The organism is Pseudomonas sp. 2995-1 (assembly GCF_002742505.1).
Classification (GTDB): domain Bacteria; phylum Pseudomonadota; class Gammaproteobacteria; order Pseudomonadales; family Pseudomonadaceae; genus Aquipseudomonas; species Aquipseudomonas sivasensis.
Genome location: NZ_LJSA01000319.1, coordinates 78,813 through 101,734, shown reverse-complemented (window position 1 = coordinate 101,734; position 22,922 = coordinate 78,813). Strand labels below are relative to the sequence as shown.

Here is a 22,922-nt window from a genome sequence, read left to right as displayed (position 1 = left end):
CACTCCTTTTTCAGCCTGCGCGGAAGATCAGGTAATCCTCCCAGTCGTCTTCAGGCACGCTGCCTTCGCTGAGCATGCGTCCAGACTGGGAAATGCGTTCGTGGTGCACGGCGTCGCGGTCGCCACAGACCAGGTGGTGCCACAGCGGTAAATCCTTGCGCTCGCTGACCAGGCGGTAGCCGCAGGTGGGCGGCAGCCATTTGAACTGATCGGCCTGGCCTGGGGTGAGCTGGATGCAGTCGGGCACCGAGGCGCGGCGGTTGGGGTAGTCGGTGCACTGGCAGGTTTTCAGGTCCAGCAGTTTGCAGGCGATACGGGTGTAATAGACGCTGTTGTCGTCTTCGTCCTCAAGCTTTTGCAGGCAGCACAGGCCACAGCCGTCGCACAATGACTCCCACTCCTCCTGGTCGAGGTGTTCAAGGGTTTTGCGTATCCAGAAAGGTTCGACTTTGGCGGCCATGGCTCTGCATCAGTATCGGTAGGTGAAAAGGCCGCCAGTCTAGTGCCCAAGCCCCTTGGAACCAAGCGCTTACGACTGGCGGTGTTACAACACTTGTCAGTCTAGCGGGCGCGCAGTAGCTTTGAGCGCCGAATTGACGATCAGGACCTGCTCATGACACGTGTTGCCGACTATCCGATCCACGCCCAGTTCACCGACCGCTGGTCGCCCCGCGCCTTCACCGGCGAGAGCATCTCGAAAGAGACGCTGCTGAGCTTCTTCGAAGCTGCACGCTGGGCGCCGTCGGCCTACAACTCGCAGCCGTGGCGGTTTCTCTACGCGCGCCGCGACACGCCGGACTGGGAACGTTTCCTGGGCCTGCTCAATGAATTCAACCGCGGCTGGGCGCAGCATGCCTCGGCCCTGGTGATCATCGCCTCGAAAACCGACTTCGTCGCTCCCGGTGCCACTGAAGAAACCCCGGCGCTGTGGCACACCTTCGACACCGGCTCTGCTTGGGGCCACCTGGCACTGCAAGCCAGCCTCAGTGGCTGGCACACCCACGGCATGGCCGGTTTCGATCAGGAGCTGACGCGCAAGGAGTTGAAGATTCCGGAAGGTTACGCGCTGCACGCGGCCGTGGCCGTTGGCAAGCTGGGAGACAAGTCGACCCTGCCGGAGTACCTGCAAGGGCGTGAAGTTCCGAGCCCGCGCAAGCCGCTGAGCGAGCTGGTGTCCGAAGGTGATTTCGGCCTCTGACAGCCAGTACCCTGCCGCCTGAACGCGGCAGGGTGTCTCTTGAGGACTACCGGGCGATCAGTTCGCTGAACGCCGAGCGCAGCTGCGTGATTTGCCGGTCATACACGTTTTTGACCGCCGGCACCATGAACTCGGCGGGCATACCATTCATGTCGATGGGATAGAGCTTGTTGTCTGTTTTTGAGTACATGAAGTTACTCAACTGCGGGTCGTTATGAAAAATATCCCTGGCCTCCATTTGCGCTACCGCGTCGTCGAGTAACGAACGTGCTTCGGCGGGCAGGCTGCCTTTTTCGACATGGGCAAGATCAACCCCGTCAATTTTGCCCATCTTTATGTATTTGCGGCCGTCCTCGATCAATACCTCGGCAAAGCCCTCTCCGTAGTACTTGTTCAGGTTGACCACTTCCATGTCGACGTAGCCCTCTACCGAGGTCAGGCGGGTCGGCCCCAAATCTTTATAAACACTCTTACCGTCGAGGCTTGTATACACCACGCCTTCGCCCCCACGGCCGATTTCTGGGCCGAGATCGGCTTTGACCGCAACCGGCTGGCCGCCCCGCGCACCCAGTCGCCGCCATTGGTCACCCTGCACATGTTCGAGTAACAACGGAGTTTGCCGGTTGTTGTGGTACACCCGCGCCTGCACGCTGCCGTCCGCGCCGCGGGACACCTGCCGGACCTCATAAACGCCAGCCTGGCCGGACGCGTCGAGATGGCGCACATACGAGCGATGGCCGTCGGCAGCAACGTACACGCCCTGATTATTGCGCGAGAGCCCGGTGAGGCTCGACTCCGGTGCCCTGTAATGACGAAACAGCCCGTTGCTCAGCTCACCGGCAGAAACACTGCCCCTGGTCACCCACCTGCCGCCGCTCACCAGCAGATCGCCGACGCCGCTCAAGGGGTTGAAGGCCTCCACCGCCGTTGCGCCAACAAACCTCACCGCCTTGGCCGCCTGGCGCGCAGTGGTCAAGGCGCCGCCCAGCACCTTACCCGCCTGCACGGCTTTGCCGGCGCCCAACGTAACCAGGCCAACCGCATCCAGGCCCAGGTCGAACACGCCCTGCCCAATGTTGCCGTTTTGGAAGTTGACGATAGCCGAGCGCAAGGGGATCAGGTTCAGGAAGAATTCGCCAATGGCTTCATTGCGGGCGCTGTCCCGATCAAAGGACGTCAGGCCCCGGGCCTCGTTCATCAGATCGTCGTTGTTCAGGTCGAGGGATTTGACGAACACATCAGCAATGGCATGGCTGCGCCGCGAGTTGAGACTGTCAGAGGCTTGGGTGCCTTGGGGTTGCGCCGGGAAATCGCTGTCGGGCTCAAACTGAACGGTTCTAGAAAGAATATTCGCCTCGCGCGATTCCATATTCGCAGCGGTGTAAGGCGGAGTACGTCGGCGCAATAGAAAGTTTTCTTTCTCAACGGTGCCGTTTCGCGTGTCGAGGGTATAGAGATTGACCTCGCCGTTTCGAGTCGCCTTCACCTCCAGCGTATGGCCGCGCACGTGCAGCGCCGGCGGAGTAAACAGGTCTTTGGCGATTGTGTACTGGTTGGTGTGGAAGAATTCGAGCTTGCCGAACTCCAGGTTATTGCGGTCCTCCAGGGGCAACGTGGCGATCATCTGCCGCACACGACTCTGTTGCCCGGTTTGATGGGCGCTGATCGCCTGGTCGTAGGCCTTCGTGAATGCGCTGGCGACCTCCAGCTTGCCTTGTTGGTAAAGGCTGCAAAAACGGTCAATGGGCAGGCGTTTGTTATTGCTCACCCAATGCTCATCGGTCGCCAATGGGCCGCCGTGCATGACGATATCCAGCATAGAGCGTGAGCCGGGATGGATACCTGGGCGCCCTTTGGTGAGCCTGGCCTTTTGAAAATGCCTGACTTCGAAGAGGCTCGGGTCGACGTCAGGAAACGCCCGCTCAAGCAGGGCCAGCGCCATGGCTCTGCGGCTGGGGATTGGCGTTTGCAGTAGGGCGCTGGTGCTTTTCAGCGCGCTGAGCTGTTCGTTGTAGGCCGCCCTCAGGCGCTCCATTGCACTGGCCGATGGCATCTCATCGGTGCGGGTCAGCACACCGTTGGCCACGCCCCACTCCGTCAGGGCCTGCCCATCGATGCGCTGGCGAGTGGCAGCGTCAAGGGTGAGCGATTCGGCGTTCAGCAAAATTTCGGCATACCCCATACCGAGCGTGCGGCCTGGCGCGTGGGCTTCGATCCTGCCCACAGCCATCGCCAACTGAGCCCAGAGCACACTGGCGCAGGTCACGCTGGCGGGAATGTCCTTGACCAAATATTCAGGTGCGGAATTGATCAGTAAGCGATACGCGGCCTGGTGGGCTGCTTGAACGCTGGCACCGCCTTTTTCGAGTAAATGGCTGGCCAATCGTTGGATGACGACCGAAGGCGGTTGCCCCCAATGGTCGCTACGCGTCAGGTCAAAGCCGGACAAGTCTTCAAGCGGTGCAGGGAGATCGACCGGACGCGAAGGGTCAGGCTCGCGGTCGGGGGTGCGGGTTACGTCGTTGTGGTGGGCGGGCGCCATCGGGCGCGGCTGAACAGCGGGGGAAATAAGGGGCGTCATGGAAATACCTGTCCTTAGCCAAAAGGAGTCCGTTAAAGGCGCGACCTTGCGCCCTTTGCGGCCCTTGGGTGGAACGCGCCGTCAATGCGGTTCCATCCTGACTGTCAGGTTTTATGTAGGCCTAGCGAGCGGCGCGGTGACGTCAGTACCCGCGCTCGAAATCCACTTCTCCGCGTAATGCCTGCTTGGCCTTATACGCGCGGATATTTTCCAAGAACAACTCCACCATCATCGGCGGCGACGTGGGTGCGGAACTGTGCCCGGTCAACAGCAACCCCCAGGCGGTCCAGAATGGATGACGCTGCGGCAGTGGCTCCTGGCGACATACGTCGATCACTGCGCCGGCCAGGTGCCCTTCCTTCAGGGCTTCGACCAGATCAGCATCCACCACCGCCACACCACGGCCGACATTGATAAACAAGCCCGTCGGCTTGAATTGCTTGAACAGCGCGGCGTCGTACAGGTCATGGGTGTTCGGCGTGTTGGGCAGCAGGTTGATCACGTAGTCCACCTCACCGACCAGACGCCCGATCTGATCAAGCCCGGCCACTTCGATAAACGGGGCCTGTTCACGCTCAGTACTGGCAATGCCATACAGCTTGACGCCAAACGGCACCAGAAACTCAGCCACACTCTGGCCAATATCGCCGGTGCCCACGATCAACACCTTACGCCCCGCCAGGCTCTGGCCGGTGCGGCTGTCCCACTTGCGCTCGACCTGGCTGACCAACCGCGCCAGTACTTCGCGTTCGTGGCCGAGCATATACGTGAGGACAAACTCGGCCATGACCTGGCCAAAAATACCGACGGCGCGGGTCAAGCGATAATCGCGGGGCAAGCCTTCGGCTAGCAGGGGGGTGATACCGGCCCAGGTCGATTGCAGCCATTGTGGTTGGTGGCCCTGGCGCAACAGAGTGGCCAGCAGGTCCGGTTGGCCAAGCCAGACCGGGCAATCGGCGGCCAGACGAGACAGTTCGGCCGAGTCGCCACTGGTGAGCACCTCAAGGTCCGGCGCCACGTCATTGAGCAGTTGGGCGTAGAGCGGGTGATCCTGTTCAGCAATCAGAACACGCATGGTTCAAACCTTTCAAAAACAGTGCAGACGGCCGCCCGCTTCCTTACGGCCACCGCCCACTAATACGATTCCATTGAAACCTGTGCCCTGAAGCGGGCACTGACCGATTACATCGGGTCGTTACGACGCAGCAGCTCTTCGGGCAAGTGCTCGATGTACTCGTCCTCGGCCGGCGGCATTTGCAGGTGGTAGCCCTGCTTATCGAGGTTTTCCAGGACCACGACGATGTCTTCGCGCGACAGCTTGCGCTCTGGTGTCAGCACCATGTCGAAGGCGTGGTGCGGCTTGCCGAAGGCGACCATCAATGGCTCCGGCACGCGCTCAAGTGCATCGCTCTTGAGCACGTAGAGGTACATGCCGTCTTTTTTCAAGCTGCGGTAGATGGAGCAAATACGTTTCAAGGCTGTTCTCCGGCAGTGGCCAGGCTGTCGAGCAGCGCCTGGCCCATCAACTCGCGGCGCCAGCCACGCAGCGAGTCTGGCAATTTATAAGGCCCATCGGGGTAGCCACTTTTAACCAGGGCTTCGAGGGTTTTCTTGCGCAGCATCAGTTCCGGCGCCATTTCCAGGCGTTCGGCGAATGTCTGGCCCAGGGCGCGCAGTTGCTTGATCAGCGTGGCGGCATCCACCGGCAGCGGTTCAGCCACAGCCGGCGGCCATTGGTCCGCAGGCACGCTGCCGGCACGTTTGATCAGGTCCAGCAGGAACTGGCCATCCTGACGCACGGTGCGCGGGTGCATGTCTTCGATCTTGCCCAGGGCGGCGAGGTTATCCGGCTGGGATTTGGCCAGGGGCCACAACGAGTGTTCACGAACGATGCGGTTGCGCGGCAGGTCACGGGCGCGGGCTTGCTGTTCGCGCCAGGCGCACAGTTCACGCAGTACGGCGAGTTGGGCGCGGGACAGTTTCCACGCCAGCTTGGCGTCGCGGTACACCTCGTACGGGTCGACTTCCCGGCGCAGGTTGGCCACCAGTTCGGCGCCATCTTCCAGCACCCAGGCATATTTATCGTCTGATAGCTGCGGGCGCAGGCGAATGTAGACCTCGGCCAGGTGTACCGCGTCTTCGGCGGCGTAGCTGATCTGGGTTTCGGACAACGGCCGCTGCAGCCAGTCCGAGCGGGTCTCGCCCTTGGGCAGCTCGATGTCGAGTACGGCTTGTACCAGGCGCGAGTAGCCCATGGAGAAACCGAGATTCAGGTAAGCGGCGGCCAATTGGGTGTCGAACAACGGCACTGGCAGGCTGCCAGTCAGGCGCAGCAACACTTCCAAGTCTTCGCTGCAGGCATGCACCACCTTGATCACGGCTGGGTTTTCCAGCAGCTCGGCGAGGGGTTTCCAGTTGTCGATGGTCAGGGGATCGATCAGGTAAGCGCGTACGCCATCACCAATCTGGATCAGCCCGGCAATGGGATAAAAGGTGTCGACCCGCATGAATTCGGTGTCGAGGGCGACGAATGGCAACTGCTGCCATTCGGCGCAATGCTGGCCGAGGCTATCGTTGTCGCAGATCCAGTGAATATCGATGGCCACACGGCTCTCCCTTGAAGAATGGCGCGCAGTATATATCGCGAAAGAGGCTAGCGAGCATCCGCAGTGCACTGGCAACCATGAAAACTCAGACAGGGGATGAAGAATAGCCCTACAGGCCAGAGTTATCCTTTCTTACGAAGCACATAGACGCGCCACAGGCTGGAGCCTGGCATGAATTCCTGCTGGTTCAGGACCTTGAAGCCAGCCTGACGAAACTCGTCGTCTACCGCCGTTCGCGAATTGACCGAGACAATCACCGTATCGCGGCTGACGCGGTGAAACTCCCGCAGCAACGCCAGACGTCCTTCGCTGCTGGGCACATGGCGAAATAACTCCAGGCAAAAGATGCAGTCCACCGCATTCGCCGACAAACCGATGGAAAACGCCGAACCCTGAAAGGTTTTGATCCGCTTTAGCAGCGTCGCCGGATGGTGGGTGCGCGCGTGATCGAGCATGTCCTGGGAGTTGTCCGAGGCAAGGATCACCCGGTTGATATGCTCGGCCAATACCGGCCAGAACCGTCCCGAGCCGCAGGCCAGGTCGAGGATCAGCCCCGGTTCGCCGGCAACCTTGAGTGCGTGGCGAACCAACCACTCGTCGCGCCATGACGCAAGGCGCCGCAGCATTCCGGGTGGGCGCGTGTCCGCACAGACCTTGGCATGTTCAAGGCCACAGCGCTCTGCGTATTCGATCTCGATGGAGGATGGTGGTTGTGGCGACATCACGGGCTCATTGGATTTAAACAGTGGTGAACGACCTTGATTCGCAGCTTAACTACCGCAACGTGAAAAAAAGGTCGAAGCCTCCACGCCCTTCAATCCATTCAGGCTTGATGCAGATACCAACGCCAATCCTGTTCGCCCACCTCGCCCATGAACTGCCGATACTCAGCGCGTTTCACCGCCAGGTACACCCCCAGGAACTCACTGCCAAACGTCTCGCGCGCCCAGCTTGAAGCTTCCAGCGCGCGCAGGGTGGTGAGCCAGTCGGTGGGCAGAAATTCCGTGGCCTGGGCGTAGCCGTTGCCTTCCACTGGTGCGCCCGGGTCGCGCTGTTCGCGGATCCCGCGATGAATACCCGCCAAGATCGCGGCAGCGGCAAGATATGGGTTGGCGTCAGCGCCGCAGATGCGGTGTTCGATATGCCGGGAATTTGCCGGGCCACCGGGCACGCGCAGGCTGACGGTGCGGTTGTCCACGCCCCACGTGGCGGCCAGGGGCGCATAGCTGTTGGTTTGGAAGCGGCGATAGGAGTTGGCGTTGGGGCAAAACATCAGCAGCGAATCAAGCAAGGTGCTGAGCATGCCACCCACGGCCTGGCGCAGCAGCGGCGTGCCGTCGGCAGCCTCGCTGGCGAACAGGTTATTGCCTTGGGCATCCGCCAGGCTGACGTGCATGTGCATGCCGGTGCCCGCCAGGTCGTCGAAGGGCTTGGCCATGAAGCAGGCAGCCATCCCGTGTTTGTGTGCCACGCCCTTGACCAGACGCTTGTAGCGCACCGCTTCATCCATGGCTTGCAGGGCGTCGGCGCGGTGTTCCAGGGTGATTTCCACTTGGCCGGGAGCGTATTCGGAGATCGCCGTGCGCGCCGGGATGCCTTGGAGCTTGCAGGCGCTATACAGGTCGGCGAGGAAGGGTTCGATCTGCTCCAGTTCGCGCAGGCCGTAGACTTGGGTCGAGCGCGGGCGACCACCGTCCACATCCCGCGCCGGTTGCGGGCGGCCGTGGCTGTCGGGTTTCTGGTCCAGCAAGTAGAACTCCAGTTCGGCGGCCATCACCGGGTAATAGCCATCGGCTTTAAGCCCGTCGATGACCTTCGCCAGCACATGCCGAGGGTCGGCCACGGTGGCGGGCAAACCTTCGGTGGGGTGCATGCTGACTTGCACCGCTGCGGTCGGGATCAACCGCCACGGCATAGGTTGCAGGCTGCCACTGACCGGATAGGCGCGGCAGTCGATGTCTCCCACCTCCCAGACCAGACCGGAGTTCTCCACGTCGTCGCCATTGATGGTCAGGCCGAGGATGGTACTGGGCAGGGGCCGGCCGCTTTCATACACCGCCAGCAGTTCATCGCGGTGCAGCAACTTGCCGCGGGGTACACCATTGTTGTCGAGGATAAACAGCTCGAACATCTCAATGTCCGGGTGTTGCTCAAGGAAGGACTGGGCTTCTTGCAGGCGCGCGAAATCGCTCATTGGGTTTCTCATACGTGTTCGTCAGGCAGGCGCACAGGCGCTGCCGGGCAGATGCGCAGGGGGCCGCGTCATCCATGGGGTAGATCAACGTAGGAGAAAGGCATCCGGCGGGCGCGCATGCCGACAGTGGAACAGCGCCCAGAACGCCAGTATGGACGGCAGTGTCGCGAGGTGGGTGGCGGCGGAACCGTCCATGGGAGAATCACGGTGATGAAGATGCCCGCAGCCTCACACGCCTGGATACGCTATTAAATTCAGGGATGACGGAGTTTGGTTACACCCAGGCTAAACATTCGCCACGCCTTGCCACCCTGCCCCGCGCTGGAAATAATGACCGCCCCCGACCATGCCCCAAGGACTCGACCGCATGAAAGCTCCCTTCGCCCTGTGTGTACTTGCGAGCCTGGCCACCAGCGCCCTGGCCGACACTGCTCCTTCACGCCTCGACGACGTGCTCCAGCGCGGCACCCTCAGCGTGTGCACGACCGGCGACTACACGCCCTACACCAAGCTGCGCGCAGATGGCACTTATGAAGGCATCGACATTGCCATGGCCGAGTCCCTGGCCAAGAGCCTCAATGCGACAATCACCTGGGTGCCCACCACCTGGAAAACCCTGATGCCGGACTTCCTCGCCCAACGCTGCGATATCGCCGTGGGCGGTATTTCGGTGTCGCTGGAGCGTCAGAAAAAAGCCTTTTTCAGCCAGTCCCTCGGCGTCGACGGCAAGATCCCGCTGGTGCGCTGCGCCGATGTACAGCGCTACCAGACCGTCGAGCAGATCAACCAGCCCCAGGTGCGCGTGATCGAACCGGCGGGCGGTACCAATGAAGTGTTTGCCCGCGCCCATCTGGGCCAGGCGCAGATCCGCCTGCACGACAACGTGACCATCTTCGACGAACTGCTCGCCGGCAAGGCGGACGTAATGATCACCGACGCCAGCGAAGCCCGTTACCAGCAGAAGCAGAAGCCCGGCCTGTGTGCGGTCAACCCTGAGCGGCAAATGCAGTACAGCGAAAAGGCCTTTTTGCTGCCCCGCGATGATGTGGCCTGGAAAAGCTATGTCGACCAGTGGTTGCACCTGAGTGTCGCGACCGGTGTGTACCAGGGCATTGTCGACCAATGGTTGGCAGCGCCGTGAGCTAAGGCCGACTACGCTCTTGTCACACCAATAAGAACGAGGACGGAACATGAAGGGATTGCTCCGCATCACCTGGCTGCTGCTGTTGTGTTTCAGCCAGGTGCACGCCGAAACGACTCAGGATGAGGACGCCCAGGCGGCCAAGGCCCTGCTGGAAAAAGCCCTGGCTTACTACAAGACCAATGGCGACAAAGCCCTCGCCGTGTTCAGCCGCCAGGGGGAATTTATCGACCAGGACCGTTATGTGTTCGTGATCGATACCAAGGGCGTGCTACTGGCCAGTGGCGGCCCCTCCTCCGCGTTGATCGGCCGGGACGTTAACGAGGTATTGGGGCCGGACCTGAGCCAGTCATTCAAGGATGCCCTCAAGGTGCCTGAAGACCAGGGTATCCAGCAGGCCGATTACCGTTGGCAGAACTGGAACGACGGCAAGGTAGAGCGCAAACATGTGTTTTATCAGCGGGTGGGGGATCGCATCCTGGCCGTGGGCTACTACCTTCCACGGGCCACGCCGGAACAGGCGCGAGCCTTGCGCAACAAAGCGGTCAACGCGCTGCTCAAGGATGAACCCGGTACGCTCAAGGCCATCAACTCATTGCAGGGCGGCTTCCTGCAGGATGACCTCTACGTGTTTGTGGTGGACCTGAACACCCAACGTTACGTGGCGCACGGCACCAACCTGCGGCTGGTCAACACTGACTTCAGCAAGATCAAGGACCCGGACGGCAAGCCGGTGGGCGAGCCGATCCTCAAGTTGATGGCGGAGCAGGACCAGGGGGAATACAAGTACCGCTGGAAAAACCCGGTGACCGACAAGATTGAGAACAAGCATGCCTATGTGCGCAAGGCCGGGCATTTCATGGTTGCGGTGGGTTACTACAGCCCGTGATCTGGACTGGAATGCAGTCAATTGTGGGAGGGGCGGTTCGACTTGCCCCCTTCCACACTTTGATCGCTATCGTGTCAGTTACTTAACTTTATCCTCCCGACCGCGCAGCACCCGGTTAGGCATCGCAATCGCCGCCGCCAACCCCAGCAACGAGACCGCCGCACTCACCATCAACAAATGTCGGAACGTCACCGCCAGCTCCCCGCGCAGTGCATCTTGCGCCGGGCCGGGAGCGGCGTTCAGGCCATCCAACAGCACATTGCCGGAGCTGCCCTCGGCCACCAGCGAACCGCTGGCCAAGTGAGCGAAGCTCGAATCCTGCAACAACGCCAGCAGCAGCGCCGACATGCACGCCACGCCCACCGCACCGCCGAGGGAACGGAACAGGTTGGTGGTGCTGGTGGCGACGCCGATGTCGCGCTGTTCCACCGAGTTTTGCGAGCCCACCAGGGAGGTAGGGAATTGCATCCCGCCGGCGATCCCGCACAACAACATGAACACGCCGGTAAGCACTACGTCCTGGGGCGCGCTGAAGGCCATGCCCAGGATCGCCAGCGGGCTTAACAGTGCGCCGCCAAGGATCATCGGTTTATAACGTCCGGTCACCGAGGTCATGCGCCCTGCGGAATACGCGCCAATGGGCAAGCCGATGGCCAGGGGCAACAAGTGCAAAGCGGCACTGTCGGCCCCGCCTCCGGTCACTGTCTGAAAGCGCAGGGGCATCAGCACCGTCAGGGAAATAGCCTGGAAGCTGGTGAAGAACACCGTGCACCAACACAGCACCGCGCTGCGGTTGGCGAACAAGTGCATCGGCAGCAACGGCTCCCGCGCACGGCGCTCGTGCCACACGAACAACGTCAATGCCACCAGCGCGCAGGCCAGCAGCCCCAGCACCCCACTGTCACGCCAATGATGACCCTGACCAATTTCGGTGATACCCAGCAACAGGGCGGTCAGGCCAACGATCATCAACACGGTGCCGAGGTAATCGATGATCGGCTTGCGCTGCGGCACAGGCAGCCCCACCAGGGTGCGATGGGCCAAGTACCAGGCACCGGCGCCCAGCGGCAGGTTGATCAGGAATACCCAACGCCACGACAGGTACTCGGTCATGTAGCCGCCCAACACCGGACCGGCCACGCTGGCCACTGCGTACATGCTGCTGAAATAGCCTTGATAACGCCCACGTTCACGGGGCGGAATAATGTCGCCGATGATCGCTTGGCTCACCGAGATCATGCCGCCAGCGCCAATCCCCTGGAGCACCCGTGCCAGCACCAACTGCTCCATGCTTTGCGCCATGCCGCAAAACAGCGACGCCACGGTGAACAAGCCCATGCCGATCAGCATCATCGGCCGGCGCCCATACAGGTCGCCGAGCTTGCCGTAGATAGGCACCGCCACTGTCATTGCCACCATGTAGCCGGAGATCACCCAGGCCAGCAGGTTGACGTCGTGGAACCGCGCGGAGATAGCGGGCATGGACACGGCGACAATGGTCTGGTCCAGTGCGCCGAGGAAGATCGCCATCATCAACGAGGCGAGAATACTGCGCACCGCGGGCAGCGGTGGCGCGGGCTGATTGAGCTGAGTCACGACAGAACCTTCAAGCAAGGCCCGTGGGAAAAGTCGGCCCACGGCAATGCTCAATACGATAGCAGGCTATTCGATAGCCTCGTAAGGAAGCCCGACGTAATTTTCCGCGATGGTTTTGCGCCCGGCTTCGGAGTGGATGAAGTACTCCAGTTCGCTCTGGGCAATGCGCTGGCTGAAGCCGTCCGCCTCCGGGAATTGATGCAGCATCGAGGTCATCCACCAGGAAAACCGTTCGGCCTTCCACACCCGGCGCAGGCAGATGGCGGAATAGCGCTCCAACAAATCCACGCGCCCCTCGCGATACACCTTGAGCATGATCCTAAATAGCGTACTCACATCACTGGCCGCCAGGTTCAGGCCCTTGGCGCCGGTGGGCGGCACGATATGCGCAGCGTCACCCAGCAGGAACAGGCGCCCGTACTGCATCGGTTCAGCCACAAAACTGCGCAACGGCGCGATGCTCTTTTCAATCGACGGCCCGGTGACCAACTGCTCGGCCAGGCTGCTGGGCAGGCGGGTTTTCAGCTCAGCCCAAAAGCGTGCGTCCGACCATTCATCCAACGGTTCTTCAGCCGGCACTTGCAGGTAATAGCGGCTGCGGGTCGGCGATCGCATGCTGCACAGGGCAAAGCCACGGGGGTGTTTGGCGTACACGAGTTCGTCGTGCACCGGCGGGGTGTCGGCGAGAATGCCCAGCCAACCAAAGGGGTACACGCGCTCGAAGATTTTCAGTGATTCAGCGGGGATCGACTGACGCGCCACGCCGTGGAAGCCATCACAACCGGCGATGTAGTCGCATTCCAGACGGAACGCCTCGCCCTGGTGTTCGAAGGTCAGCCAGGGTCGATCACTTTTGAGATCATGGGGCTGCACGTCACGCGCGTCGTAGAGCGTAACCGCGCCGGCAGCCGCGCGGGCGGCCATCAGGTCGCGGGTGACTTCGGTCTGGCCGTAGATCATCACCGATTGGCCGCCGGTCAGCGCCTTGAGGTCGATATGGGTGAGATGTCCGTCGAGCGCGAGCTCGAAGCCATCATGTACCAGGCCTTCGGCATCCATGCGTTGGCTAACGCCGGCTTGGCGCAGCAGGTCGACCATGCCTTGCTCCAGCACCCCGGCGCGGATGCGGCCTTGCACGTAGTCAGCGCTCTGGCGCTCTAGAATAAAGGTCTCGATGCCGGCGTTATGCAGCAGTTGGCCGAGCAACAGTCCGGAAGGACCGGCGCCGATAATGGCGACTTGGGTTTTCAGCGTTTTCATTATTTTTATGGCCCGCAAGTTCCACTCGAACGGATTGAGTGAAAGAGTTGTCATTGGTCTTGTGGCTGACATTTTTCACTTGAGTGCTTGGCATAAGAAGGTGAAAACTGCGACAAACCCTGCGCTTTTTGCCAATTTGGGCGATTACCGCACAACCGTCCTGAGTATCGGATTGAAACCATGACCAACACCGCGATTCCGGTCTTCAAGCTTTACGGGGAAAACCAGCAATGGCCGACCCCCGATTTGTTGCACTGCGAAACCATTTCCCGCCGCAGCCGGGAATACCAGTGGGAAATCCAGCCCCACCGGCACGCGGATCTGTGCCAGTTGTTGTACGTGCACAAAGGCCAGGCTCAACTGGAAATAGAAGGTCAGCGCACCACGCTCAACGAAGCCACGCTGCAGATATTGCCGCCGTTGTGCGTGCATGGGTTTCGCTTTGCCGAAGATGTCGAAGGTTATGTAGTGACACTCTCGGCGCCACTCGTGAGCCACTTGCAGGCCCAACTGGGTGCAACGGCCGGCGGTTTGCAGACCCTGGGCAGTTACCCGGCGGGCAAGGACAGTGACTACCTCAATAGCCAATTCGCCCGCCTGCAGGACGAATATGCAGAAGAGCAACCGGCCCGGGACATGATGATGCACGCCCTGGTCAGCGTGCTGCTGGTGTGGATCAGCCGTCAGGCCATCCAGCGTTGCCATCCGCGCGCGCCAAGAGGCCGCGAGTATTTCCGGCGGTTTACCCAATTGGTCGAACAGCACTACCGTGAGCACCCAAAGATTGAGGATCTGGCCCACAAGCTGGGTATCTCGGTCTCACATCTGAATGGGACATGTCGGGAACTCGGTGGTCAGCCCGCCCTGCAGATCATGCATGACCGCCAGTTGCTGGAGGCCAAGCGCCTGCTGACTTACACCAGCATGACCATCAATGAAATGTCAGAAGTGTTGGGGTTTTCCGACCCGACTAACTTTTCCCGGCTGTTTCGCCGCCGGGTCGGGTTCTCACCCAAGGCGTTTCGCGAGCAACTCAAGGCCGAATCGACCACTACCTGAGCGCACTGAAACTGCCGGTGTGGGGGACACATTGGTCCTGGTTGCAGCTGATCGCAAAGGTCGGCTGCATACGGGTCTGCTCCACACGGTAGGCGGCAGTCCCGTACAGTGCGCTGGCCAAGGCGCAGAGGGTGAAAATCATCAGGTACTTTCTGGTTTTTATGCTCATGACAGAGACCTCTGGACGGATCTACATGACGCTGTTTAAAGCATAGGCCAGTCAGGGCGAGTTGCCATTATTGGACGACATTCAACAGGGTTATGTCGCCTCAGAGACCGATGTCCCACGCCGGCTCTTCAGGGAACCTCACCACCAGAAAATCCAGCAGGCTGCGCAACGCCGACGGCATGTGTTTGCGTGAGGCGTAGACCGCGTAGATGTTCATCTGCCGGGGTTCGGCGCGGGGCAGTAGGCGCACCAGCTCACCACGTCGGATGTGATCGCCGGCCTGGTAGCTGGGCAACATCGCCACCCCAGCGCCGGCCAGCGTCAGGCGTAGCAGCGTGCTGGCCTCGTTGGCGGTGATATTGCCGTGCACCGGCACCGACACGTGCTCGCCACTTTCTTCGAAATGCCACAGGCTTTTGCCGAAGTACGAGTGGGTCAGGCAGTTGTGCCGGGCCAGGTCTTCGACTTTTTGTGGGGCCGGATGCTCGCGCAGATACGCGGGGGTGGCGCAGACCACCGAGCGACAGACGGTCAGGCGCCGTGCGATCAGGTTCGGGTCCAGGTCATTGCTGGTGCGGATGGCCAGGTCGATGCGCTCGTCCACCAGATTCACTGTGCGATCGAGCATTTGCAGGTCGACCGTGACCAAAGGGTAGCGTTTGACGTACTCGGCAATCGCCTCGGCCAATTGCGCCTGGCCGAACGAGGTGCTGACACTCAGGCGCAGCAGACCACGGGGCGCGTCATCAGGCTCACTGACGGCGGCCTGCATGTCGCCGCACAACTCCAGCAATTGGCGGCAGCGCGGCAAGGTCTCACCGCCCGCCGCCGTAAGACTAAGTTTGCGCGTGGTGCGGTGCAGCAGGCGCGCGCCGACCCAGTCTTCCAACTCGGCGAGGTAACGCGATACGACCGGCCGCGACAGGTCCAGATGGTCCGCGGCGGCGGACTGGCTGCCCAGGTCCACCACGGTGACAAACACGCGCATTGCTTGAAGACGATCCATGATTTGCCCGATTTCAGAAACAAACTATGTTCCAGCATCGCATTTTTAGTCTCGTTTAGTGCAACTAAGCTCTGTGCATCCTTTGAACCGATTGCTGGAGCTGCCCAATGCTTTCAACCCTCAAGCGCATGACCCTAGCCACCGCCGCCCTGGCCTTTGCGGCCCATGCCTCGGCGGCCGACTTGACCCTCGACGTGTATAACCCTGGCGAAGCGGCGATCTTCCCGGTGACCTCGGTGCTGGTCAGCGGCGCCAAAGACGCGATCCTGGTGGACGCGCAATTCGGCAAGGGCCAGGCCGAGCAACTGGTGCAAAAGATCCGCGCCAGCGGCAAACACCTGACCACCATTTACATCAGCCATGGCGATCCGGATTACTACTTTGGCCTCGACACCCTGACGGCCGCGTTCCCGGACGCCAAGGTGCTGGCTCCGCAACCGGTGGTCGACCACATCAACGCCACCGTGGCCGGCAAACTTGAGTTCTGGGGCCCGAAAATGGGCGCCGACAAACCGGCTAAAACCATCGTGCCCCAGGTGCTTCAAGGCCATAGCCTGACCCTTGAAGGGAAACAGTTGGACGTTATCGGCCTGGACGGCCCGCAGCCGGATCGCAGCTTTGTGTGGATCCCGTCGATCAAGGCGGTGGTCGGTGGCGTCGTGGTTGCCCAAAACATCCATGTGTGGATGGCAGATACCCAGGGCGCGCAATCCCACAAAGACTGGCTGGCCACCCTGCAACGCATCGAAAACCTGAAACCGCGTACCGTGATTCCGGGTCACTATCTGGGTACGCCGTCCGTGGCGTCGGTCACCTTTACTGCCGACTACATCAAGGCTTTCGACGTAGAAACCGCCAAGGCCAAAGACTCCGCCGCCCTCATCGCGGCCATGAAAAAGCGTTACCCCACCCTGGCGGACGAAAGCTCCCTGGAGCTGAGCGCAAAAGTCGCCAAGGGCGAAATGAAGTGGTGAAAACTCTCAAACCTTAACCGTACTGGAGAACGTCATGAGCAAGATCGCAATCATTGGGGCTACGGGCCGTGCCGGCAGCCAATTGCTGGAAGAAGCGTTGCGTCGTGGGCACAGCGTGACCGCCATCGCGCGTAACACCGACAAACTGGCAGCGCGCCCGAACGTCACTGTCAAACAAGTGGACGCGCTGGACGCCGATGCCCTGCAACAGGCCATCAGCGGCAACGACATGGTGATCAGTGCCGCGCACTTCGCCACCCTGCCCGCCAGCGCCGTGATCGGGCCGGTGAAAAAGGCCGGTGTCAAACGCTTGCTGGTGGTGGGCGGTGCGGGTTCGCTGTTGCTGCCGGGTGGCGGTCGCGTGATCGACAGCGAAGGTTTCCCTGCTGAGTACAAGGCAGAGGCCAGCGCAGGAGCTGAATTCCTTGAGACCCTGCGTCAGGAACAAGAACTGGATTGGACTTTCCTGTCGCCATCGGCTCTGTTCGATGGCACCGAGCGCACCGGTAAATTCCGCCTGGGCCAGGATGATTTGCTGGTGAGCAGCGAAGGTACAAGCTCGATCAGCTTTGCCGACTATGCCATCGCGATGATTGACGAAGTGGAAACACCGAAGCACTCGCGCCAGCGTTTCACCGTCGGTTACTGACATTTGTGGGAGGGGGCTTGCTCCCTCCCACATTTGCCCTTCAGTGTTCTGGAGATTGTACCTGGCTGACTAACCAATCCATTAGAGCTTCGAGCCCGGTCGACGGCGTCGTCCCCGGCGGATACACCAGGTAATACCCCATCCCCGTCTGTACCCGCAGTTCATACGGCATCACCAACCGCCCCGCCTTCACATCCTCGCCAATCAACGCACTGTCGCCTATCGCCACCCCGGAACCCTGGGAGGCTACCGTCATCGCCAAGTCCAGCGTTTCGAAATGATGGCCCTGGCTCAAATTGCTCAAGCGCGTGTTAGCAGCCTTCAACCATAACGCCCAGTCCCGCTCATCCCGCGTGGGATGCAGCAGCACCTGGTGCTGCAAGTCTTGCGGCGTGTGCAAGGCATCCGATAACCCCGGCGCGCAAACGGGCGTAAGTTGCTCATCGAACAAATGCCGCGCCTCGGCTGATTGTTCGGCAATGGGTGCGTAGATCACCGCTGCGTCAAACTGCTCGCGGCGAAAGTCCACGGTGTAAGCCACAGTGGTGGTGAGCTCCACCGGCACGTCCGGGCGCTCCTTTTGCCACTGCATCAAGCGCGGCAGCAACCAGCGCATCACACAGGTGGAGGCCTTGAGTTGCAGGGTCTGGCGGCGACTGCCGATCTGCTCCACCGCATCACCGAGCAAACCAAATACCTGCTGCGCACGCACTGACCACTCGCGCCCCTCTTCGGTCAGGCTCAAGCCCCGTGCCTGGCGCTGGAACAGCGCGTAACCCAAGTGGCTCTCCAGCCCAGCGATCTGCCGGCTCACCGCACCCTGAGTGATGTGCAGTTGCTCGGCGGCGCGGGTGAAGTTGCAACACTGGGCCGTGACCCAGAAAGTGTGCAGCGCGGGCAGTGGAGGAAGACGTTTCATCGGGCTCAGCCATGACGTGAGGACATGGCTAGTATGACTTTTTATCGATTGTTGCCGCTACGGGCCAGCCGTTCCAATACCGCCTCGAATCAATAACAAGAGCGACTTGTATGGCGACCTGCGGCGAAGTGTTGGTGAAGCTCCTGGAAGGCTATGGCGTTGAACAGGTGTTTGGCATCCCCGGCGTGCACACCGTGGAGTTGTACCGCGGCCTGGCCCGTTCCAGCATCCGTCACGTGACCCCACGCCACGAGCAAGGGGCCGGGTTTATGGCGGACGGTTATGCACGCACCAGCGGCAAGCCCGGCGTGTGTTTCATCATCACCGGCCCAGGCATGACCAACATCACCACGGCCATGGGCCAGGCCTATGCCGACTCGATCCCGATGTTGGTGATTTCCAGCGTGCAATCACGCAGCCAGTTGGGCGGCGGGCGCGGCAAGTTGCATGAGCTGCCGAACCAGAGCGCGATGATCGCGGGCGTGGCGGCGTTCTCCCATACCTTGATGTCGGCGGCGGAGTTGCCCGGGGTGCTGGCACGGGCATTTGCACTGTTCCAGGCCGGCCGTCCGCGGCCGGTGCATATCGAGATCCCGCTGGATGTGCTGGTGGAAAACGCCGACGCACTGCTGGGCAGCAAGCCGATCAGCGTCGCGCGCGCCGGTGCCGCACCCTCGGCGATCAAGCAGATGACTCAGTTGCTGGCGAGCGCCAAGCGCCCGTTGATTCTCGCCGGTGGCGGCGCCATTGATGCCGCGCCCGCGTTGACCCGCCTTGCCGAAACCCTCGGTGCGCCAGTGGCGCTGACCATCAACGCCAAAGGCATGCTGCCCGCCGCGCACCCGTTGCTGATCGGCTCCACCCAGACCTTGGTGGCCACCCGCGCATTAGTCGCCGAAGCCGATGTGGTGCTGGCCATCGGCACAGAGCTTGCGGAAACCGATTACGACGTGACCTTCGCGGGCGGGTTTGAAATTCCCGGCGCACTGCTGCGCATCGACATCGACCCGGACCAGACCGTGCGCAACTACACACCTCACGTCGCCTTGGTAGCCGATGCGCAGATCGCCACCGAAGCCGTGCTGGCCGAGTTGGACAGCAAGGAGTTACCCCTGCGCAACACCGACTGGGGCAGCCAACGCGTCGCGCGTTTGTGGGCTGAATTGGCCCCATCCTGGGACGCCGCCACCCGTGCGCAAACCCTGTTCCTCAGTACGATCCTGGAGACGTTGCCCGGCGCCATCATGGTGGGCGACTCCACCCAACCGGTGTACAGCGGCAACCTCACCCTCAACCTCGACCACCCACGCCGCTGGTTCAACTCCTCTACCGGCTACGGCACCTTGGGTTACGCCTTGCCCGCCGCGATCGGCGCCTGGCTGGGGCGCGGCGATGGGCAACCGGTGGTGTGCCTGATCGGTGACGGCGGACTGCAATTCAGCCTGCCGGAACTGGCCAGCGCGGTGGAGGCACGCACGCCGATCATCGTGTTGCTGTGGAATAACCAGGGCTACGAGGAGATCAAGAAATACATGGTCAACCGCGCCATCGAACCGGTCGGCGTGGACATCTACACACCGGATTTTGTCGGCGTGGCCAAGGCGCTGGGTTGCGCGGCTGAACGCATCGAGGGCATCGAGCCGTTACGCAACGCATTGCTGGCCGCCTCTGATCGACAGGGGCCGACGCTGATTGAAATTGACCAAGAGCTTTGGATGAAGGAGGTCGCGGTATGAACGCAGTATTGAACGGTGTGTATATCGACGGCGAATGGCGTGCTGGCCACGACGTGCTGGAGGTGATCAACCCGGCGACCGAATCCCGCTTGGCCCAGGTCAGCGTAGGGGACATGACTGCCGTGACCCAGGCAGTGGATGCCGCCAGTCGGGCGTTTGCCGGCTGGTCAAAAAGCACCGGCCGTGAGCGCGGCGCCCTATTACGCAAAATCGCCCAAGGCGTACGCGAACAGCGCGAAGCCTTAATGCACCTGCAGTCGAGCAACAACGGCAAACCGCTGTTTGAGGCGGGCATCGATGTGGACGACGTGATCGCCACCTTCGAGTACTACGCAGGTGTTGCCGAGGACCTGGACGCCGGACAAGACCGGCCGGTGGCACTGCCCAGCGATGAGTTCAGCGCTCGCCTGCGCCGCGAGCCGTGTGGCGTGGTGGGGCTGATCGTGCCGTGGAATTTCCCCATGGTGACCACCGCCTGGAAACTCGCCCCCGCCCTCGCCTCCGGTTGCTGCGTGGTGCTCAAGCCGTCGGAAGTCACGCCCCTGGCAGAGCTGCAATTGGCGCGAATCATCGCCGAATCCGGGCTGCCCGCAGGCGTGTTCAACCTGGTCTGCGGCACGGGCCTGGCGGTCGGTGCACCGCTGGCAGCGGACCGTCGTGTGGCGAAAATCTCCTTTACTGGCAGTAATGCGGTGGGCGTGCAGGTGATGCAACGCGCCGCCGAAACCATCAAGGGCGTCAGCCTGGAACTGGGCGGCAAATCTTCGTTGCTGGTGCTGGCAGATGCTGACCTCGACTTGGCCGTGGAACTGGCCTGCGGCGGTGGATTTTTCAACGCCGGGCAGATGTGTTCTGCCACCAGCCGCGTCCTGGTGGCCGACACCTTGGCGGACGAATTCCTGCAACGCTTGCGGGCGCGGGCTGAAGGGATTCGCGTGGCTGACCCGTTTGCCGAGGACGTGGAAATGGGCGCGCTGATCAACCGTGCGCAGTATCAGCGGGTATTGGGGCATATCCAGCGAGGCATCGAGGAAGGCGCGCGGTTGCTGTGTGGCGGTGAACGTCCGGCGGATCTGGCCAGGGGTTATTTCATCCGCCCGACCGTGTTTACCGCTGTGCCGTTGGACAGTGCGTTATGGAACGAGGAAATCTTCGGCCCGGTGCTGTGTGTACGAAGTTTCGCAACTGAAGATGAGGCGATTGCCCTGGCCAACGACAGCGATTTCGGCCTGGTGGCCAGTGTGGTGGGCACCGATGTCGAGCGCGCCGAGCGAGTAGCAAATGCCCTGCAGGCCGGACTGGTATGGATCAACGCGCCGCAGGTGATCTTCCCGCAGACGGCGTGGGGGGGTTACAAGCAGAGCAGCATCGGACGCGAGCTGGGGCCTTGGGGGTTAGCGGCGTTTCAGGAGATAAAGCACGTCATTCGGTCTAACTGACACTGTAGCCCCTGCTGTAGAAGGTGGACCCATGTGGGAGGGAGCTTGCCCCCGATAGCGGTGGATCAGTTACAGATGCTTAGACTGAAACACGGCTATCGGGGGCAAGCCCCCTCCCACATCTTGATTTGCGGTGTTTGTGGGAACTGCAATTTTTAGATAGTGCCTGCGACTTTCTCATTTGCCCACCTGCCCCATGCGTGGCCTGATTCACCCTTGTTCACTCAAGGCAGGCCCATGGAAAACGTTCACGCAAAACCCACCACTGCCGTTTGGCTGATGATCAGCGTGGTGCTGGTCGCCCTTAACCTGCGCCCGTCGATGGCTGCTGTGGGGCCGTTGTTGTCTTCGATTCGTGGCGATGTGCCGTTGAGTTTCAGCAGCGCGGCGTTGCTGACCATGTTGCCGGTCATGACCATGGGCCTGGCGATGTTCTTTGGCATGGGCCTGGCCAAGCGTTTTGGTGAGCACCGCAGCATTGTCCTGTCGCTGCTGGTGATCGGCGTGGCAACGCTGTCGCGGTTGTTCCTGGATTCGGCGCTGGAGCTGATCGTCAGCGCGATTGCAGCGGGGATCGGTATTGCGATGATCCAGGCGTTGATGCCGGCACTGATCAAGTCGCGCTTCAGCGATAACGTTTCTATGTTCATGGGCCTGTACGTCACCGCCATCATGGGTGGCGCGGCGCTGGCGGCTTCGTTCTCGCCCTTCGTGCAAACGCACACCGGCAGTTGGCGTATCGGCCTGGCGATCTGGGCTGTGCTGGCGTTGCTCGCCTTGGTGTTCTGGTACGCCCAGCGTTCGGTAATGCCGCCATTACCCGAGGCCGGTTCCGGCCCGCAGGAATCATTTTTCGGCAATCGCCGCGCCTGGTTGCTGGCGATCTTTTTTGGTTTGGGCACTGCGTCCTACACATGTGTACTCGCGTGGCTGGCGCCGTACTACGTGGAGCAAGGCTGGAGCGAGCAGGACGCCGGCCTGCTGCTGGGCTTTCTGACCGCCATGGAAGTCGTGTCTGGCCTGATCACACCCGCCATCGCCAACCGCCGCCAGGACAAACGCGGCGTGGTAGCCGTGCTGCTGGTGCTGATCATCATCGGTTTCTGCGGCCTGATTCTCAGCCCGCAATCCCTCAGTTTGCTGTGGCCGTGCCTGCTCGGCCTGGGCATCGGCGGCCTGTTCCCCATGAGCCTGATCCTGTCCCTCGATCACTTGGACAACCCGCGCCGTGCCGGTGGCCTCACTGCCTTTGTGCAAGGCATCGGCTACCTGATTGCCGGCCTGTCGCCGCTGATCGCCGGGATGATCCGTGACCAACTGGGCAGTTTCGAATGGGCCTGGTGGTCGCTGACGGCGGTGATCGTATTGATGTTGCTGATCGTCACGCGCTTCAACCCGAGGCATTACGCGCAACATATCCGCTGAGGTCGTGTTGCAAACAGTATTTGTCCCACTGCAAACATAGAAACGCCCTACAGAGCTTTCTATTGGTACGCACGTTCCGTT

The 22,922-nt window shown here is 61.3% G+C and carries 21 protein-coding genes; 9 read left to right on the top strand and 12 right to left on the bottom strand.

The features are described from left to right. Nucleotides 1-10 precede the first annotated feature (10 nt). A complete protein-coding gene (locus AOA61_RS06645; protein ID WP_003172524.1) occupies nucleotides 11-460 on the bottom strand; it encodes a YcgN family cysteine cluster protein in 450 nt (149 codons plus the stop codon). 153 nt (nucleotides 461-613) lie between these two features. Between AOA61_RS06645 and AOA61_RS06640 the strand changes: the two genes are divergently transcribed. Then, complete coding sequence (locus AOA61_RS06640; protein WP_099601389.1) at nucleotides 614-1,198, top strand: nitroreductase family protein; 585 nt, start codon at nucleotides 614-616, stop codon at nucleotides 1,196-1,198. A gap of 46 nt (nucleotides 1,199-1,244) precedes the next feature. Here the strand turns inward: AOA61_RS06640 and AOA61_RS06635 are convergent, their stop codons facing one another. The 6 genes from AOA61_RS06635 to AOA61_RS06610 form a co-directional block, all read right to left on the bottom strand. Then, nucleotides 1,245-3,779, bottom strand: a complete 2,535-nt coding sequence (locus tag AOA61_RS06635) for a hypothetical protein (protein ID WP_143521195.1) — start codon at nucleotides 3,777-3,779, stop codon at nucleotides 1,245-1,247. Nucleotides 3,780-3,921: 142 nt separating this feature from the next. After that, complete coding sequence (locus tag AOA61_RS06630; protein ID WP_032888721.1) at nucleotides 3,922-4,854, bottom strand: D-2-hydroxyacid dehydrogenase; 933 nt, start codon at nucleotides 4,852-4,854, stop codon at nucleotides 3,922-3,924. Between the two features lie 107 nt (nucleotides 4,855-4,961). Then, entirely contained in the window at nucleotides 4,962-5,255 is a 294-nt protein-coding gene (locus AOA61_RS06625) for a YcgL domain-containing protein (protein WP_032888718.1), read from the bottom strand. Continuing rightward, a complete protein-coding gene (rnd, locus tag AOA61_RS06620) occupies nucleotides 5,252-6,385 on the bottom strand; it encodes a ribonuclease D (protein ID WP_099601387.1) in 1,134 nt (377 codons plus the stop codon). Before rnd ends, AOA61_RS06625 begins: the two co-directional genes overlap by 4 nt. Before the next feature lie 122 nt (nucleotides 6,386-6,507). Next, entirely contained in the window at nucleotides 6,508-7,107 is a 600-nt protein-coding gene (locus tag AOA61_RS06615; RefSeq protein ID WP_032888714.1) for a class I SAM-dependent methyltransferase, read from the bottom strand. Nucleotides 7,108-7,208: 101 nt separating this feature from the next. Next, complete coding sequence (locus tag AOA61_RS06610) at nucleotides 7,209-8,579, bottom strand: glutamine synthetase family protein (RefSeq protein ID WP_095184092.1); 1,371 nt, start codon at nucleotides 8,577-8,579, stop codon at nucleotides 7,209-7,211. A gap of 367 nt (nucleotides 8,580-8,946) precedes the next feature. On the opposite strand from AOA61_RS06610, the gene AOA61_RS06605 reads away from it, so the two are divergent. Next, nucleotides 8,947-9,720 (top strand): transporter substrate-binding domain-containing protein, encoded by a 774-nt coding sequence (locus AOA61_RS06605; RefSeq protein ID WP_099601386.1) that lies wholly within the window; start codon nucleotides 8,947-8,949, stop codon nucleotides 9,718-9,720. A gap of 49 nt (nucleotides 9,721-9,769) precedes the next feature. Continuing rightward, nucleotides 9,770-10,609 carry a cache domain-containing protein gene (locus AOA61_RS06600; RefSeq protein ID WP_032888706.1) on the top strand — a complete coding sequence of 280 codons (840 nt, stop codon included), beginning with the start codon at nucleotides 9,770-9,772 and terminating at the stop codon, nucleotides 10,607-10,609. Between the two features lie 78 nt (nucleotides 10,610-10,687). Here AOA61_RS06600 and AOA61_RS06595 read toward each other — a convergent pair whose 3' ends face one another. Both AOA61_RS06595 and pobA read right to left on the bottom strand, forming a co-directional pair. After that, the gene (locus AOA61_RS06595) at nucleotides 10,688-12,205 is read right to left on the bottom strand and encodes an MDR family MFS transporter (RefSeq protein ID WP_099601385.1); all 1,518 of its coding nucleotides are present in this window, start codon (nucleotides 12,203-12,205) and stop codon (nucleotides 10,688-10,690) included. 66 nt (nucleotides 12,206-12,271) lie between these two features. Next, complete coding sequence (gene pobA, locus AOA61_RS06590; protein ID WP_178075188.1) at nucleotides 12,272-13,456, bottom strand: 4-hydroxybenzoate 3-monooxygenase; 1,185 nt, start codon at nucleotides 13,454-13,456, stop codon at nucleotides 12,272-12,274. A gap of 189 nt (nucleotides 13,457-13,645) precedes the next feature. Here pobA and AOA61_RS06585 point away from each other — a divergent pair, with 189 nt between their 5' ends. Continuing rightward, nucleotides 13,646-14,524, top strand: a complete 879-nt coding sequence (locus tag AOA61_RS06585; protein ID WP_032888697.1) for a helix-turn-helix domain-containing protein — start codon at nucleotides 13,646-13,648, stop codon at nucleotides 14,522-14,524. On the opposite strand, the gene AOA61_RS31505 is transcribed toward AOA61_RS06585, so the two are convergent. After that, nucleotides 14,517-14,693 carry a hypothetical protein gene (locus AOA61_RS31505; protein WP_163033154.1) on the bottom strand — a complete coding sequence of 59 codons (177 nt, stop codon included), beginning with the start codon at nucleotides 14,691-14,693 and terminating at the stop codon, nucleotides 14,517-14,519. The genes AOA61_RS06585 and AOA61_RS31505 overlap by 8 nt on opposite strands. Before the next feature lie 100 nt (nucleotides 14,694-14,793). Then, entirely contained in the window at nucleotides 14,794-15,699 is a 906-nt protein-coding gene (locus AOA61_RS06580; protein ID WP_099601383.1) for a LysR family transcriptional regulator, read from the bottom strand. 107 nt (nucleotides 15,700-15,806) lie between these two features. Between AOA61_RS06580 and AOA61_RS06575 the strand changes: the two genes are divergently transcribed. Together AOA61_RS06575 and AOA61_RS06570 are read left to right on the top strand one after the other, a co-directional pair. Then, on the top strand, nucleotides 15,807-16,673 hold the full coding sequence (locus AOA61_RS06575; RefSeq protein ID WP_099601382.1) for an MBL fold metallo-hydrolase: 867 nt from the start codon (nucleotides 15,807-15,809) through the stop codon (nucleotides 16,671-16,673). Nucleotides 16,674-16,707: 34 nt separating this feature from the next. Next, nucleotides 16,708-17,322 (top strand): NAD(P)-dependent oxidoreductase, encoded by a 615-nt coding sequence (locus tag AOA61_RS06570; RefSeq protein ID WP_099601381.1) that lies wholly within the window; start codon nucleotides 16,708-16,710, stop codon nucleotides 17,320-17,322. A gap of 40 nt (nucleotides 17,323-17,362) precedes the next feature. On the opposite strand, the gene AOA61_RS06565 is transcribed toward AOA61_RS06570, so the two are convergent. Then, nucleotides 17,363-18,241, bottom strand: coding sequence for a LysR substrate-binding domain-containing protein (locus tag AOA61_RS06565; protein WP_099601380.1), 879 nt, complete (start codon nucleotides 18,239-18,241; stop codon nucleotides 17,363-17,365). 110 nt (nucleotides 18,242-18,351) lie between these two features. On the opposite strand from AOA61_RS06565, the gene AOA61_RS06560 reads away from it, so the two are divergent. The 3 genes from AOA61_RS06560 to AOA61_RS06550 all read left to right on the top strand — a co-directional run bounded on the left by AOA61_RS06560 (nucleotide 18,352) and on the right by AOA61_RS06550 (nucleotide 22,841). After that, nucleotides 18,352-19,977: a 5-guanidino-2-oxopentanoate decarboxylase gene (locus tag AOA61_RS06560; RefSeq protein ID WP_099601379.1), complete on the top strand. Its 1,626-nt coding sequence runs from the start codon at nucleotides 18,352-18,354 to the stop codon at nucleotides 19,975-19,977. After that, the gene (locus tag AOA61_RS06555) at nucleotides 19,974-21,416 is read left to right on the top strand and encodes an aldehyde dehydrogenase family protein (protein WP_099601378.1); all 1,443 of its coding nucleotides are present in this window, start codon (nucleotides 19,974-19,976) and stop codon (nucleotides 21,414-21,416) included. Before AOA61_RS06560 ends, AOA61_RS06555 begins: the two co-directional genes overlap by 4 nt. A gap of 237 nt (nucleotides 21,417-21,653) precedes the next feature. Then, nucleotides 21,654-22,841 (top strand): CynX/NimT family MFS transporter, encoded by a 1,188-nt coding sequence (locus AOA61_RS06550; RefSeq protein ID WP_099601377.1) that lies wholly within the window; start codon nucleotides 21,654-21,656, stop codon nucleotides 22,839-22,841. Nucleotides 22,842-22,922: the final 81 nt, after the last annotated feature.

Excerpts from the sequence above, each read along its gene's own strand:
- AOA61_RS31505 (WP_163033154.1), bottom strand. The coding sequence starts at position 14,693 with ATGAGCATAAAAACCAGAAAGTACCTGATGATTTTCACCCTCTGCGCC.
- AOA61_RS06560 (WP_099601379.1), top strand. The coding sequence starts at position 18,352 with ATGGCGACCTGCGGCGAAGTGTTGGTGAAGCTCCTGGAAGGCTATGGC.
- AOA61_RS06575 (WP_099601382.1), top strand. The coding sequence starts at position 15,807 with ATGCTTTCAACCCTCAAGCGCATGACCCTAGCCACCGCCGCCCTGGCC.
- AOA61_RS06635 (WP_143521195.1), bottom strand. The coding sequence starts at position 3,779 with ATGACGCCCCTTATTTCCCCCGCTGTTCAGCCGCGCCCGATGGCGCCC.
- AOA61_RS06645 (WP_003172524.1), bottom strand. The coding sequence starts at position 460 with ATGGCCGCCAAAGTCGAACCTTTCTGGATACGCAAAACCCTTGAACAC.
- AOA61_RS06585 (WP_032888697.1), top strand. The coding sequence starts at position 13,646 with ATGACCAACACCGCGATTCCGGTCTTCAAGCTTTACGGGGAAAACCAG.
- AOA61_RS06550 (WP_099601377.1), top strand. The coding sequence starts at position 21,654 with ATGGAAAACGTTCACGCAAAACCCACCACTGCCGTTTGGCTGATGATC.
- AOA61_RS06605 (WP_099601386.1), top strand. The coding sequence starts at position 8,947 with ATGAAAGCTCCCTTCGCCCTGTGTGTACTTGCGAGCCTGGCCACCAGC.
- AOA61_RS06630 (WP_032888721.1), bottom strand. The coding sequence starts at position 4,854 with ATGCGTGTTCTGATTGCTGAACAGGATCACCCGCTCTACGCCCAACTG.
- AOA61_RS06600 (WP_032888706.1), top strand. The coding sequence starts at position 9,770 with ATGAAGGGATTGCTCCGCATCACCTGGCTGCTGCTGTTGTGTTTCAGC.
- AOA61_RS06610 (WP_095184092.1), bottom strand. The coding sequence starts at position 8,579 with ATGAGCGATTTCGCGCGCCTGCAAGAAGCCCAGTCCTTCCTTGAGCAA.
- AOA61_RS06580 (WP_099601383.1), bottom strand. The coding sequence starts at position 15,699 with ATGGATCGTCTTCAAGCAATGCGCGTGTTTGTCACCGTGGTGGACCTG.
- AOA61_RS06555 (WP_099601378.1), top strand. The coding sequence starts at position 19,974 with ATGAACGCAGTATTGAACGGTGTGTATATCGACGGCGAATGGCGTGCT.
- AOA61_RS06640 (WP_099601389.1), top strand. The coding sequence starts at position 614 with ATGACACGTGTTGCCGACTATCCGATCCACGCCCAGTTCACCGACCGC.
- AOA61_RS06615 (WP_032888714.1), bottom strand. The coding sequence starts at position 7,107 with ATGTCGCCACAACCACCATCCTCCATCGAGATCGAATACGCAGAGCGC.
- AOA61_RS06565 (WP_099601380.1), bottom strand. The coding sequence starts at position 18,241 with ATGAAACGTCTTCCTCCACTGCCCGCGCTGCACACTTTCTGGGTCACG.
- AOA61_RS06570 (WP_099601381.1), top strand. The coding sequence starts at position 16,708 with ATGAGCAAGATCGCAATCATTGGGGCTACGGGCCGTGCCGGCAGCCAA.